Annotated in this window: 12 protein-coding genes; 8 read left to right on the top strand and 4 right to left on the bottom strand. The window is 72.6% G+C overall.

The genetic code is table 11. The features are described 5' to 3' along the window. Nucleotides 1-139: 139 nt before the first annotated feature. Nucleotides 140-1,822 (top strand): helicase HerA-like domain-containing protein, encoded by a 1,683-nt coding sequence (locus MHY49_RS17440; protein WP_239206264.1) that lies wholly within the window; start codon nt 140-142, stop codon nt 1,820-1,822. A gap of 33 nt (nt 1,823-1,855) precedes the next feature. On the opposite strand, the gene MHY49_RS17435 is transcribed toward MHY49_RS17440, so the two are convergent. Together MHY49_RS17435 and MHY49_RS17430 are read right to left on the bottom strand one after the other, a co-directional pair. Continuing rightward, nucleotides 1,856-2,470, bottom strand: coding sequence for a C39 family peptidase (locus MHY49_RS17435; protein WP_239206262.1), 615 nt, complete (start codon nt 2,468-2,470; stop codon nt 1,856-1,858). 164 nt (nt 2,471-2,634) lie between these two features. Beyond that, entirely contained in the window at nt 2,635-3,381 is a 747-nt protein-coding gene (locus tag MHY49_RS17430; protein WP_239206260.1) for a phosphoglyceromutase, read from the bottom strand. A gap of 411 nt (nt 3,382-3,792) precedes the next feature. On the opposite strand from MHY49_RS17430, the gene betT reads away from it, so the two are divergent. Then, complete coding sequence (gene betT, locus MHY49_RS17425) at nt 3,793-6,030, top strand: choline BCCT transporter BetT (RefSeq protein WP_239206258.1); 2,238 nt, start codon at nt 3,793-3,795, stop codon at nt 6,028-6,030. A gap of 24 nt (nt 6,031-6,054) precedes the next feature. On the opposite strand, the gene dtd is transcribed toward betT, so the two are convergent. Then, a complete protein-coding gene (gene dtd, locus MHY49_RS17420) occupies nt 6,055-6,492 on the bottom strand; it encodes a D-aminoacyl-tRNA deacylase (protein ID WP_239206256.1) in 438 nt (145 codons plus the stop codon). A 30-nt stretch (nt 6,493-6,522) separates the two neighbouring features. Continuing rightward, nucleotides 6,523-8,094 carry a phosphotransferase gene (locus MHY49_RS17415; protein WP_239206254.1) on the bottom strand — a complete coding sequence of 524 codons (1,572 nt, stop codon included), beginning with the start codon at nt 8,092-8,094 and terminating at the stop codon, nt 6,523-6,525. 146 nt (nt 8,095-8,240) lie between these two features. Here MHY49_RS17415 and MHY49_RS17410 point away from each other — a divergent pair, with 146 nt between their 5' ends. The 6 genes from MHY49_RS17410 to purF form a co-directional block, all read left to right on the top strand. After that, entirely contained in the window at nt 8,241-8,669 is a 429-nt protein-coding gene (locus MHY49_RS17410) for a DUF3151 domain-containing protein (RefSeq protein WP_228357607.1), read from the top strand. 164 nt (nt 8,670-8,833) lie between these two features. Then, nucleotides 8,834-10,126, top strand: a complete 1,293-nt coding sequence (locus MHY49_RS17405) for an adenylosuccinate synthase (RefSeq protein ID WP_239206252.1) — start codon at nt 8,834-8,836, stop codon at nt 10,124-10,126. Between the two features lie 25 nt (nt 10,127-10,151). After that, the gene (locus MHY49_RS17400) at nt 10,152-10,622 is read left to right on the top strand and encodes a sterol carrier family protein (protein ID WP_239206250.1); all 471 of its coding nucleotides are present in this window, start codon (nt 10,152-10,154) and stop codon (nt 10,620-10,622) included. After that, nucleotides 10,619-11,398 carry a copper homeostasis protein CutC gene (locus tag MHY49_RS17395; protein WP_239206248.1) on the top strand — a complete coding sequence of 260 codons (780 nt, stop codon included), beginning with the start codon at nt 10,619-10,621 and terminating at the stop codon, nt 11,396-11,398. The genes MHY49_RS17400 and MHY49_RS17395 overlap by 4 nt, the downstream gene beginning before the upstream one ends. Further along, a complete protein-coding gene (locus MHY49_RS17390) occupies nt 11,395-11,757 on the top strand; it encodes a hypothetical protein (RefSeq protein ID WP_239206246.1) in 363 nt (120 codons plus the stop codon). The genes MHY49_RS17395 and MHY49_RS17390 overlap by 4 nt, the downstream gene beginning before the upstream one ends. A 76-nt stretch (nt 11,758-11,833) precedes the next feature. Further along, nucleotides 11,834-13,377, top strand: a 1,544-nt coding sequence (purF, locus tag MHY49_RS17385; RefSeq protein WP_239206244.1) for an amidophosphoribosyltransferase, incomplete at its 3' end; no start/stop codon positions are given.

Here is a 13,377-nt window from a genome sequence, read left to right as displayed (position 1 = left end):
CCAGCGGGCAGGGCTCCGCGCCGGGGCGGGGTCTCGGGGCGGCCGGGGACGGAGGGCTGCGCATCGGTGCGGGTCACGCGGGAAGCCTACGTGCCCTCCGGCTACGATCGTGGCGATCATGACGCTTCGAGGAGGATCCATGACCGACGAGTCCGCGACCACCCCCGCCCCCGATCCCGCAGCCGCGTCGGCCCCGACGCCTCCCGCAATCGACGAGAAGGCCGAGGCTGTGCGCGACGCCTACGGCTTCGAGGGCACGCAGATCCATCTGGGCGTCCTCGTGCGCGACGGCGAGCCCGATCCCCAGGTGCCCGTGAACCTCGCGCTGGGCATGCTCAACCGCCACGGCCTCATCGCCGGCGCGACGGGCACCGGCAAGACCAAGACGCTGCAGGTCATCGCCGAGCAGATCGCCGCCGCGGGCACCCCGGTGTTCGTGGCGGACATGAAGGGCGACCTCTCGGGCATCGCGGTGCCGGGCACGCCGAGCGAGAAGCTCACCGCGCGCGCCGCGGCCCGCGGCCAGGAGTGGACCTCCCGCGCCGGCACCTCCGAGATCCTCACCCTCGGCGGGCAGGGCACGGGCATCCCCATCCGCACCACCGTGAGCGACTTCGGCCCCGTGCTGATGGCCAAGACCCTGGGGCTGAACGACACCCAGGAGTCCTCGCTCGGGCTCATCTTCCACTACGCGGACACCAAGGGCCTGGGGCTTCTCGACCTCAAGGACCTGCGCGCGCTCATCCAGTTCCTCACGGCCGACGACGAGGGCAAGCAGGAGCTCAAGGGCATCGGCGGCGTCTCCGCCGCGACCGCCGGGGTGATCCTGCGCGAGCTCACCGAGTTCGAGAACTCCGGGGCCGACGTCTTCTTCGGCGAGCCCGCCTTCGACACCCAGGACCTGCTGCGCACCGCCTCCGACGGCACCGGCATCATCTCCTGCCTCGAGCTCCCCGACGTGGCCACCCGCCCCACCCTGTTCTCGACGTTCATGATGTGGCTGCTCGCGGACCTCTACCAGGACCTCCCCGAGGTCGGGGACGCGGACAAGCCCAAGCTCGTGTTCTTCTTCGACGAGGCGCATCTGCTGTTCAAGGACGCCTCGAAGGCCTTCCTCGAGCAGGTCGTGCAGACCGTCCGCCTCATCCGCTCCAAGGGCGTGGGCATCTTCTTCATCACCCAGACCCCGAAGGACGTCCCCGGGGACGTCCTCGCGCAGCTCGGCAACCGCGTCCAGCACGCCCTGCGCGCGTACACGCCGGACGATGCGAAGGCCCTCAAGGCGACGGCATCCACGTTCCCCACGAGCGGCTACGACCTCGTCGAGGTGATCCCCTCGCTCAAGACCGGTGAGGCCGTGGTGACCGTGATGAGCGAGGAGGGCGCGCCGACCCCGGTGGCCGTCACCGCGGTGCGCGCCCCCGAGTCCTCGATGGAGCCGGCGCCGAAGGAGGAGCTCGAGAAGATCGTCGCCGCCTCCCCGCTCGCCCCCTACACCGAGGTCGTCGACCGCGAATCGGCCTACGAGATCCTCGGCAGGCGCGACGAGCAGGCCGCCCAGGCCGGGGCGCAGGGCGCCGGGGCCGACGGCCAGGACGCGAGCACCGCGCCTGCACCGACCACTCCCACGGGACAGGGGGCGTCGGCGGAGACGTCCCCGAAGGCGGGGAAGCACGACGGGACGCAGGATGGGAAGAAGGGCGGGGCGAAGGACGAGGGCTTCATGGGCAACCCTGCGGTGAAGTCCTTCATCCGCTCGGCCGGGACGGTGCTCGGCCGTGAGATCACGCGGTCGCTGTTCGGCACCCGCCGTCGTCGCTGATCCTGGGCGGGCGAGCCGACCCCCGGCTGTCGATCACCAGAAGTAGCCCCTGCCCGCGCAATAGGTCGCGACCTGCTGCACGGGCAGCTGGTGATGCTGCGGGAGGTCGGCGGAGAGAGTGGCGCCAGCGGGGTCGGCGATCCGCAGGGTCCGCTCGTCCGGGTCGTAGCCGTCGACGGCGACGAAGTGGAAGATCTCGCCGGTGTTCCCGCCCCAGTCGGGGTACTCGCCGGGCATCACCCACCAGTTGAGCACGGTCGCGAAGCCGTCGTCGACGTTCGCGGTCGCGCGCTCCCACAGCAGATCGGTGTCGGCCTCGCTGGCCGTGGTGGACTCCATCCACTGGTCGCGGTAGGTGGCGCCGGGGGAGTGCGCGGTCAGGACCGGGGAGACGGCACCGAAGTTCGTGCCGTCCTGCGTGGTGCCGAGCTCGTCGGCGAGGGAGGCGGGGGACGGCGCGTCCCCGAGGGCGCTCAGGGCGATGGCCACGGCCGTCGGCCCGCACCAGTAGACCGTCTCCTGCTGCTGCCACGTCGTGGGCAGGTTCTTCGAGGTCGCGGCGGAGGCGACGGGCGTCGCGCCGGCGATGGCGGAGAGGGTGAGGGCGCCGAGTCCGGCGCGGCGCAGAAGGGTTCGTCGATCGAGCATCGGAGTCTCCTTCGAGGGGTGGGATGGGCGCCCCGGTATGACGCGGCGCACACCCACGCTAGGCCCCACGCGACGCGGCGCCCATGGGGAGAACTCCCCATGGGCGCCGCGTGCGACTCGGCCGCGCTCCGCGCGTGCTCAGTGCGAGCCGTCGATCGGACTGCTCACTTCTTGCCCTGGTTGGCGACGGCCTCGGCGGCGGCCTTCGCGGCGACCGGGTCGAGGTAGCGTCCGCCCTTCTCGACGGGCCGGAAGTCCTCGTCGAGCTGGTAGACCAGCGGCTGACCGGTGGGGATGTTCAGCCCCGCGATCTCCTCGTCGCTGATGCCGTCGAGGTGCTTGACGAGGGCGCGCAGCGAGTTGCCGTGGGCGGCGACGAGGACCGTCTTCCCCTCGCGCAGGTCGGGCTTGATGCCCTCCTCCCAGTACGGCAGGAAGCGCTCGACGACGTCCTTGAGGCACTCGGTGTGGGGGAGCTGGTCGCCCAGGTCCGCGTAGCGGGGATCCTGGTCCTGGCTGAACTCGGTGCCGAACTCGATCTCGGGCGGCGGCACGTCGTAGGAGCGGCGCCAGGCCATGAACTGCTCCTCGCCGTACTTCTCGCGGATCTCCGCCTTGTCCAGGCCCTGCAGCGCGCCGTAGTGGCGCTCGTTCAGGCGCCAGTCGCGGCGCACCGGGATCCAGTGGCGGTCGGCCGCGTCCAGCGACAGGTTCGCGGTCATGATCGCGCGGCGCAGCAGCGAGGTGTGGACGACGTCGGGCAGGACGCCCTCGCGGGCCAGCAGCTCGCCGCCGGCGGTCGCCTCGGCCTTCCCGGACTCCGACAGCGGCACGTCGACCCAGCCGGTGAACAGGTTCTTCGCGTTCCATTCGCTCTCGCCGTGGCGGAGCAGCACGAGTGTGTAGGTCATGCGACCAGACTAATCCACGGCCCCGATGGGGGTCGGGCGCGGCTCGGGCATGGACGTTGCGCACACGGTCGTCGTGCGCTCGGTCGTCGTGCACCCGGACGTCGTGCCCCCAGAGGGCGCCGACGGGTGCCGTGTCTGCTTGCTCTCCGGGATTTTGCAGGAGCATCCCAGGTCCCTAGCATGGAAGGACCGGGCGCCCGGACGATGCCGACCGCAGCGCCGCACGGGCCGCGAGCACCATCCGCCGCCCTGCCTGCTCCGCGCGATGCCACGGCGAGACCCGCCGTGCCGCGCTCCGACGGTGCCGACCGCGTCGGCCGCGTCGCGCACGTCCGCCGTGCCCGACCGGCCCCGCCGCGCCGACCGCACACCGGGTGCCCGACCAGGACACCCGACGAAGCGGAGGACCGCGTGCAGGAAGCCGACGACCAGCATCTCGAAGCCAGCGCCCCGACGCGGGCCGCCGCCGAGCGACGGGCGGCCGAGCGCCGGGCCGCGGAGGCCGCGCGCCAGGAGAAGCGCCCGCCCTCGACGAGCGAGGAGATGCACCGCGGTCAGTCGGACCTGGAACCCAGCGGCGGCATCCGCGTGAACCGGATCGTCCTGGGCGTCTCCTCCGCCGTGATCCTGGCCTTCTCCCTGTGGGCGATCCTGCGGCCCGGCGGCGCCCAGAGCACGCTCGCGGGGGCCGTCGGCTGGATCTCGACGAACCTGGGCTGGTTCTACGTGCTCACCGTGACGGTCGTGATCGGCTTCGTGATCTGGGTGGCGCTGTCGAAGCAGGGCACCGTGCGGCTCGGCCCCGACCACTCGCGCCCGCAGTACAGCCTGTTCACGTGGGTCGCGATGCTGTTCGCGGCGGGCGTCGGCATCGACATGCTGTTCTTCTCGGTGACCGGCCCGGTCACCCAGTACTACGCCCCGCCGACCCTCGAGGCGGAGAGCGCCGAGGCCGCCCGCGACGCGGTGGTCTGGACGATCTTCCACTACGGCGTCGCCGGCTGGTCCATGTACTCCCTCCTGGGCATGGCCATGGGCTACTTCGCCTACCGGTGGGGGATGCCGCTGAGCATCCGCGCGGTGCTCTACCCGCTCTTCGGCAAGCGCGTGCGCGGTGCCACGGGCCACGTGATCGACATCGTCACCCTCGTGGGCACCGTCTTCGGGGTCGCCACCTCGATGGGCATCGGCGTGGTCCTGCTGAACATCGGTCTCGAGCACCTGCTGGGCCTGCCCTCCGGGCTCGCCGTCCAGATCGCGCTGGTCGCGATCGCCGTGGTGATGACGATCGCCGCCTGCACCTCGGGCGTGGACAAGGGCATCCGCCTGATCTCCGAGCTGAACATCTGGATCGCCGGCGCGATGCTGCTCTACATCATCGTCACCGGGCGCACGGCGTTCCTGCTCTCCGCGATCGTCGAGAACATCGGCCGCTTCATCACCAGCCTGCCGGGCCGCACGATGGAGACCATGGCCTACGAGCCCGGCGGCTCGGAGTGGATGGCCGGATGGACCCTGTTCTTCTGGGCGTTCTGGCTCGCGTGGGGACCGTTCGTGGGCCTGTTCCTCGCCCGCATCTCCCGCGGGCGGACGCTGCGCGAGTTCGTCATCGCCGCCATCACCGCACCGGTGCTGTGCGATCTCCTCATCGTCTCGGTGTTCGGCAACTCCGCGATGGCCGAGGTGCTCGACGGGAACGACGCCTTCGGGAAGCTCGCGATGTCGAGCCCCGAGGAGGGCTGGTACGCCCTGCTCGAGATGTTCCCCGGCGCCGCTTTCCTCATCGGACTCGCGACCCTCTCCGGCCTGCTGTTCTACCTGACCAGCGCGAACTCGGGGGCGATGGTCATGTCGAACTTCTCCTCGAGCATCCGTGACCCCGGCGAGGACGGCCCCAAGTGGCTGCGCATCTACTGGGCGGTGCTCACGGCCGTGCTCACGGTCGCGATGCTCATCGCCGGCGGCGTCACCACGATGGAGTACGCGACGCTGATCTTCGCGCTCCCCGTCACGATCATCGCCTACCTGGTGATGTTCTCCTTCACCAAGGTGCTGCGCATGGAGGCCGCCGAGCGCGCGGGCTGGGCGCGACTGCGCTCGGCCGGTCAGCGCCGTTCGGGGTCGGGCCGTTCGTGGCGGCAGCGGATGGCCTCGATCCGCGCCTATCCCGGCAGGGACCAGGTCGCGGCCTTCGCGGACACGGTCGTCGGCCCCGCTCTCGAGGAGGTCGCAGCAGAGTTCCGCGCCTCCGGCACCGAGGCGGAGGTCTCGCGCACCGAGGAACCCCTCACCGGGGTCGACGAGTTCGTGCTCACGGTCCCGATGGGCGAGGAGCGCGACTTCCTCTACCGCGCCGCCTCGGTGCAGGCCCCGGTCCCGCAGATCGGGTCGAAGGCCTCCCGTGGCGAGCAGCGCTACTGGCGGCTCGAGGTGTTCTCGCAGACCGGCTCCGCGGGCTACGACCTCATGGGCATGAGCGAGCAGCAGGTGATCGGCGACGTCCTCGACTGCTACGAGGCGCACCTAGCGTTCCTGCAGCTCAGCCACGAGAACGACGGGCTCTCGGCGATCGCTCCGCTCGGGGTCGGCGAGGGAGGCGAGACGCAGGAGTCCGTGGCCGGGGAGCCGGCGCCGCCGATGGTACGCTGAGCCCGCCCGGCCGACGGGCCGTGCTCAGGCCTCGAGGAGGATCGTGAAGGGGCCGTCGTTCGTGAGAGAGACCCGCATGTGCGCGCCGAAGCGCCCGGTCGAGACCTCGACGCCGCGCGCGCGGATCTCCGCTGCCAGATCGTCGACCAGAGGCTCGGCGATCTCGCCGGGCGCGGCCTTCGACCAGGACGGCCGGCGCCCCTTGCGTGCGTCGCCGTAGAGCGTGAACTGGGAGACCACGAGCACCTGTGCGCCCGCGTCGAGCACCGAGCGCTCGCCGGCGAGGATCCGCAGCTCGCAGATCTTCCGGGCGAGCACGGCGACCTGCTCGGGCCCGTCCCCGTGGGTGACGCCCACCAGGGCGAGCAGTCCCTCGCCCGCGACGTCGCCCGTCATCTCGCGTCCCGCGGGACCGTCCACCTCGACGCTCGCTCCGTCGACCCTCTGCAGCACTGCTCGCATGGTTGCGAGGGTATCGGGCCCGTCGCCTTCTCAGCCGTCCAGACCCGGGGGGATGCGCCTCTCAAGGGTGGGGGAGTCGTCGCCGGGATACGGGGCCTGGGGCGCGGCCCCGCCTTGCGGCGCCGGAGGCGGGCCGGCGGGGGCACCCGGCGACGGAGGCGCCTGCGGCGGAGGCGTCTGCGCGGGCGGGGTCTGCTGCGGAGGAGTGTGTGAAGAGAGCTGCCCACCCTGCGGCTGCGGCTGAGTCGGCGCTCCGGCCGCGCCGGTCCCCGTCGTCCCCGCCGACCCCGTGGGCCCCGCCTGCTGCGCGGCGATGCGCTCGGTCTCGGCGGTGCGGGCGGCATCGACCCAGCGCTCCGCGATCCGCACAATCGCCTCGGTCGCGGCCTGCCAGGCGGCCTCCTGCTGTCGGTGCGGGCCTGTGGCGAGCGACAGCACGACGCCGGCGCTGCGCAGGGCGAGCTCGGTGGGATCCACGCGGCGCGTGAACACCTGCTGCCAGGCGTCGATGGCCTCGAGGACGCGCTGCTGCACGGCGGGATCGATGCGCCGGGTGCTGCCCTCGTCGGCGAGGACGCTGAGGTGGGCGAGCAGGCAGGCGAGGTCATCGGCCCTGCGTCCCGGGCCCACCGTGTCGATGTCCAGGACGCCCACCACCTCGCCGCCGTCGACGAACACCTGCGCCTCGTAGAAGTCGCCGTGGACGACGTCGTGGGCGGAGAGGTCCTGGCGCCGGCCGACGGCCGCGAGCCCCTCGCGGATCTCGCGCACGAGGGCGTCGACGCGCGGGCCCAGCGGCGGCAGCGAGGAGCTCACGATCCCGGCGTAGAACTCGATCGAATCCGTCCACGGCGGCCGCATGGGGAGGGGGAAGAGCGAGGCGGGGAGGCGGTCGAGCATCGCCACGAGATCCTCGGCGCGGCAGGCGTCGACGCCCTGGTCGAGGATCGCCCGCGAGAGCGGCACGCCCGGCAGCTCCTCGAGCACGACCAGCCCGTCGCGATGGGCGATCACGCGCGGCACGGGCACGCCCGCGGCGAGGAGATGACGATGACGCTCGACGATCTCGCCGGACCGTCGCGGCTGCATGACCTTGAGGTACAGGCCGCGGTCGGGCAGCTGCGCGCGCAGCACGGCGCGTCGGCCCGGGCGGTAGGAGATGACCTCGATCGGGACGTGCTCGGCGGTGCCCGGCATCAGCGGCACGCCCATGTCCACGAGAGTGCGGCCCACGACGTCGGGGTAGCAGACCTTCGGGAGCATCGGCAGCCACGGGTCATGGGGGTAGCGCCAGACGCGCACGTTGATGTCGCCGTCGGTCATCACCATGGAGTTCTCGGCGTCCAGGAGGTCCTTCTCCTGCTCGCCGACGTGGGCGCTCGCGCCGAACAGCTCCTCGCGCGCGGGCGCCTGCGCGCCGTCGATCTCCGGCCAGGAGACCGTGGTGCGGTAGAGGGCCTTCGTCGAGCGGCCGGGCCGATGGTCGACGTGATCGAGCTCCCACGTGCGCAGCACGCCGCCGGCATTGCCCACTGCCGAGCGCAGCAGGCCTCCGGCGCCGGGTCCCGTGAGCAGCTCGGACCCGTCGGATGTTCGATCCATGACCCTGTTTCTACCAGGTGCCGTGCGCGAGCACACACTCCTGTGAGAGGTTCGCGGCCGTCCAGGGCCCGTCCGGGCCCGTCCGGCCCCCTGTGCGGCGCCCCGCCGCTCTCCGTCGGCCGCTCCCACCCGCATACGATGGATCCATGAACGAGACCTCCCGCCCGATCGGGGCCGAGAACCTGCTGGGCATCCCGCCGACCTACCTGCCCGAGGACCACCCGGACACGGCCGTCGCCGCCGCGCTCGCCGACGGGGCCGACGCCCGCGAGCTCGCCGCCCGCTATCCCGCCTCCTCGCTCGCCTGGGCCGAGCTCGCCCAGGAGGCCCTCGAGTCCGAGGACCCGGTCGCCGCCTACGCCTACGCCCGCACCGGCTACCACCGCGGACTGGACGCCCTGCGCCGCGCGGGCTGGAAGGGCCAGGGGCCGATCCCCGCCTCCCACGCCCCGAACCGCGGCTTCCTCAAGGCGCTCGCGCTGCTCGGCGAGTCCGCCGGGCGCATCGGCGAGCGCGACGAGGCCGAGCGCATCCGCGACTTCGTCCAGGACGCCGATCCGAGCCTGCTGGGCTGAGTCCCCGCCGCGTCCCACCGCGGCGTCCCCGCCGCCTCGTCGCCTCTGCGTCCGGGGAGCATCCGCGCCTCGTCACACCCGCGTCGGGACGGCCCGGGGATCCAGGCGCCGATTGCTAGACTCTTCGAGGTCCATCCACCGTCCCACCCGCTGCAGGAGCTGCCATGCCGGCCGTCGTGATCGTCGGAGCCCAATGGGGGGACGAGGGGAAGGGGAAGGCCACCGACCTGCTCGGTGAGCGCGTCGACTTCGTGGTCAAGCCCAACGGCGGCAACAACGCCGGGCACACCGTGGTCGTCCACGGCGAGAAGTTCGAGCTCAAGCTCCTTCCCGCCGGCATCCTGTCCCCGCAGGTCACGCCCGTGATCGGCAACGGCGTGGTGGTGAACCTCGAGGCGCTCTTCGAGGAGATCGCCACGCTCGACAGCCGCGGCGTGGACACGACCCGCCTGCGCATCAGCGCGAACGCGCACGTCGTCGCCCCGTACCACCAGACGCTCGACAAGGTCACCGAGCGCTTCCTGGGCAAGCGCGCGATCGGCACCACGGGCCGCGGGATCGGCCCGGCCTACATGGACAAGGTGGGGCGCCTGGGCATCCGCGTCCAGGACCTCTTCGACGAGTCCATCCTGCGCCAGAAGGTCGAGGGCGCCCTGCGGCAGAAGAACGAGCTGCTCGTGAAGCTCTACAACCGCCGCGCCGTCGAGGTCGACGAGATCGTCGAGGGCCTGCTCTCCTACGCGGAGCGGCTGCGTCCGATGGTCGTGGACACCGTCGAGCTGCTGAACACCGCCCTGGATCGCGACGAGGTCGTGCTCATGGAGGGCGGCCAGGCCACCTACCTGGACGTCGACCACGGCACCTACCCGTTCGTCACCAGCTCGAACCCGACCGCGGGCGGCGCCTGCATCGGCGCGGGCATCGGCCCCACCCGCATCGACCGCGTGATCGGGATCGTGAAGGCCTACACGACGCGCGTGGGCGCGGGCCCCTTCCCGACGGAGCTCGAGGACAAGTGGGGCGAGTACCTCCAGGCCACCGGCGGCGAGGTGGGCGTGAACACCGGTCGTCCCCGGCGCTGCGGCTGGTACGACGCGCTCATGATCCGTCACGCCCAGCGCATCAACGGCTTCACCGACATCGTGCTCACCAAGCTCGACGTGCTCACCGGCATCGAGGAGGTGCCGATCTGCACCGCCTACGACGTGGACGGCGTGATCCACCGCGAGATGCCCATGACCCAGACCGACTTCCACCACGCGGTGCCCGTCTACGAGACGCTGCCCGGGTGGACCGAGGACATCTCGGGATGCCGCACCCTCGAGGAGCTGCCGGAGAACGCGCGCGCCTACGTCGCCCGCCTCGAGGAGCTCGCCGGCTGCCGGATCAGCGCCATCGGCGTGGGCCCTGACCGCGAGGACACCATCACCGTGCACGACCTGCTGCCGAGCAGCTGAGGCGTCCGAGCATGACCGCACGCCCATGACGATCCGCCGACGCACCGACCCCGCGGCCGGCGACCGCGCGCTGGCCGCGTGGGCGCTCGACCCCGGCGCCGCGACCCGGACGATCCTCGCGCCCGCCGTGCGCCACACCCTCGAGCTCGTCGCCGAGGAGCAGCCCGGCAACTCCGTGGAGCTGCGCGTCCCGCCCTTCGGCGCCGTGCAGGCGATCGCCGGGGTGCGCCATACGCGCGGCACCCCTCCGGCGATCGTCGAGACCGACGCCGCGACCTGGCTGTCGCTCGCCGTCGGCGACCTGGCCTGGGGCGATGCACTGGCCAGCGGCAGCGTGAGCGCGAGCGGCGAGCGCTCGGACCTCACCGACCTGCTGCCGCTGCCCGGACCGCGGCGCGTCGCGCGCCGCGCACGGGAGGCGCATGCCGCGGCCGGGTCCTCGGAGCCGACGGACAGCGGCCCGTCGGCCGATGGGTCGACGGAGGGCGCACGATGAGCCTCGCCGTCGAGATCGCCGTCCAGGACCTCGAGGGCTTGCGCACCGCCGCCCTCGCCGGCGCGGACCGCGTGGAGCTCTGCGAGGACCTCTCGCGCGGAGGCCTCACCCCGGACCCCGCCCTCGTGGAGGCCTGCGTCGCCGAGGCCGCACGGATGCGCGAGGCGCGCGACGCCAAGCCCCACTTCGGCGTGCACGTGCTGGTGCGCTGCCGGGCCGGCGAGGGCGACCTGCGCACGGCGCCCGACGAGTTCGTCTTCGACGAGGACGAGATCGCGCGGATGGCTCAGCAGGCCGCGGACGCCGTCACCGCCGGCGCGGACGGCGTCGTCCTCGGCGCCCTCACGCCGCAGCGCACGCTCGACCTGCCCGCCCTCGAGGCCCTGCGGGACGGCGCCCTGCGCGCTGGATCCGAGGCGCTGCGCGGTGTGGTCCTCACGTGCCATCGCGCCGTCGACGCCCTGGTGGACGACGACGCGCGCGAGGAGGCCGTCCTCACGCTGCTGGGGCTCGGCTTCCACCGCGTGCTCAGCTCCGGAGGGGCCGCGAGCGCCCCCGGGGGCGCGGCATGCCTGGCCCGGATGGTCCGAGCGGCCGACGGGCTCCTGGACGTGTGCGCCGGCGCGGGCATCCGCCCGATCGACATCCCGGAGCTCGCGTCCCGGACCGCCGTCCCCGACATCCACCTCTCCGCCCGCCGCCCCGCGGACGACGGACGCACCATCACCGATCCCGCGGTCGTCCAGGCCGCGGTCGACGCCGCAGGAGAACTGTGACCTCCCAGCCCACGCCCGATCCCGCCCCCGAGCGCCCCGGGGAGCCCGAGCCCGCACCCGCTGCCGCGCAGCCCGAGGAGCAGGCGCCCGAGCCCGCGGCGCCCGCGCGCGAGCCCGAGACGACGGCCGTCTACGTGCGCCGGCGCCGCGTGCCGACGCTGGCCTTCTGGGTGACCCTCGCGATCCTCGTGGGCCTCGTGGCCGGCGCGATCACCGCGTTCGTCACCGGCGTGGGAGACGTCGGCGGCATCCTCTACTTCGCGGTCACCGGCGGGGTGTTCGTGGGCCTGCCGCTCGCGCTCATCGCAGCGATCGTGGACGCCGTGGCGCACCGCTCGGAGCGTCGTCGGCCCCGCTGAGCACGCGGGGGAGCGGCCCGCTGCGCGCCCCCGGACGGCCGGCGGTCGGGCCCGTCCCATATGCGATGATGGGCACGTGGCACGCGGCGACGGAATGCTCTCGCACGATCTGCTCCCCGGTGAGAAGGGGCCCCAGGACTCCTGCGGCGTCTTCGGCGTCTTCGCCCCCGGTGAGGAGGTCGCCAAACTGACCTACTACGGTCTCTACGCCCTGCAGCACCGCGGGCAGGAGTCCGCGGGCATCGCCGCGAGCGACGGGGAGCAGATCCTCGTCTACAAGGACATGGGCCTGGTCTCCCAGGTCTTCGACGAGTCCGCGCTGAGCTCGCTGACCGGGCACATCGCCATCGGCCATGCCCGCTACTCGACGACCGGCGGCTCGATCTGGTCCAACGCCCAGCCCACCCTCGGCCCGCGGCCCGACGGCACCGTCGCCCTCGCGCACAACGGCAACCTCGTGAACACCGGTGAGCTCGTGGAGCTCGTGCGCGAGCGCCACGGGGGCTCCGGTCCCGGCAAGGGCGAGATCTCGCGGGGCAACACCACCGACACGGCGCTGGTCACGGCCCTCCTGGACACCGGCGCCCCGCTCGGCGAGGCGCTGCGGGACCTGATGCCGCACCTGCGCGGCGCCTACTGCTTCACCCTCATGGACGAGACCACGCTGTACGCGGCGCGCGACCCGCAGGGCATCCGCCCGCTGGTGCTGGGCCGCCTCGAGCGCGGCTGGGTGGTGGCCTCCGAGACCGCCGCCCTCGACATCTGCGGGGCCAGCTTCGTGCGCGAGATCGCCCCCGGCGAGATGATCACCATCGACGCCCAGGGCCTGCGCAGCGAGCAGGTGCTCGAGCCCCACCCCAAGGGCTGCGTCTTCGAGTACGTCTACCTCGCGCGCCCGGACACCGAGATCGCGGGGCGCAGCGTCAACGCCTCGCGCGTGGAGATGGGGCGCCAGCTCGCCCGCGAGCACCCCGTCGAGGCCGACCTCGTGATCCCCACGCCCGAATCGGGCACACCGGCCGCGATCGGCTACGCCCAGGAGTCCGGCATCCCCTACGGGCAGGGGATGGTGAAGAACTCGTACGTCGGCCGCACCTTCATCGAGCCCAGCCAGACCATCCGCCAGCTCGGCATCCGCCTCAAGCTCAATCCGCTGAAGGAGGTCATCGCCGGCAAGCGCCTGGTGGTGATCGACGACTCGATCGTGCGCGGCAACACCCAGCGCCAGGTCGTGCGGATGCTGCGGGAGGCCGGAGCGGCCGAGGTGCACGTGCGCATCTCCTCGCCGCCCGTGCAGTGGCCCTGCTACTACGGCATCGACTTCGCGACCCGCGCCGAGCTCATCGCCAACGGGCTCGACGTCCCCGAGATCGCCCGCTCGCTCGGCGCCGACTCCCTCGGCTTCATCTCCGAGGACGGCATGATCGCCGCGACCGAGCAGCCCCGATCGGCCCTGTGCACCGCATGCTTCAGCGGCCAGTACCCGGTGCCGCTGCCCGACCCCTCGGCCCTCGGCAAGAGCGTGCTCGAGGCGCGCCGCAGCGAGCAGCGCGGCACGCGCGCGGACTCGTCGGCCGCTCCCGCCCCGACGCCCGTCACCGCCTCCACCTCCACCGACCC

Source organism: Brachybacterium sp. ACRRE, from assembly GCF_022346485.1.
Taxonomy (GTDB): Bacteria; Actinomycetota; Actinomycetes; order Actinomycetales; family Dermabacteraceae; genus Brachybacterium; species Brachybacterium halotolerans.
This window is presented reverse-complemented; position numbering and strand designations above follow the sequence as displayed.

Excerpts from the sequence above, each read along its gene's own strand:
- MHY49_RS17440 (WP_239206264.1), top strand. The coding sequence starts at position 140 with ATGACCGACGAGTCCGCGACCACCCCCGCCCCCGATCCCGCAGCCGCG.
- MHY49_RS17435 (WP_239206262.1), bottom strand. The coding sequence starts at position 2,470 with ATGCTCGATCGACGAACCCTTCTGCGCCGCGCCGGACTCGGCGCCCTC.
- MHY49_RS17430 (WP_239206260.1), bottom strand. The coding sequence starts at position 3,381 with ATGACCTACACACTCGTGCTGCTCCGCCACGGCGAGAGCGAATGGAAC.
- dtd (WP_239206256.1), bottom strand. The coding sequence starts at position 6,492 with ATGCGAGCAGTGCTGCAGAGGGTCGACGGAGCGAGCGTCGAGGTGGAC.
- MHY49_RS17415 (WP_239206254.1), bottom strand. The coding sequence starts at position 8,094 with ATGGATCGAACATCCGACGGGTCCGAGCTGCTCACGGGACCCGGCGCC.
- MHY49_RS17410 (WP_228357607.1), top strand. The coding sequence starts at position 8,241 with ATGAACGAGACCTCCCGCCCGATCGGGGCCGAGAACCTGCTGGGCATC.
- MHY49_RS17405 (WP_239206252.1), top strand. The coding sequence starts at position 8,834 with ATGCCGGCCGTCGTGATCGTCGGAGCCCAATGGGGGGACGAGGGGAAG.
- MHY49_RS17400 (WP_239206250.1), top strand. The coding sequence starts at position 10,152 with ATGACGATCCGCCGACGCACCGACCCCGCGGCCGGCGACCGCGCGCTG.
- MHY49_RS17395 (WP_239206248.1), top strand. The coding sequence starts at position 10,619 with ATGAGCCTCGCCGTCGAGATCGCCGTCCAGGACCTCGAGGGCTTGCGC.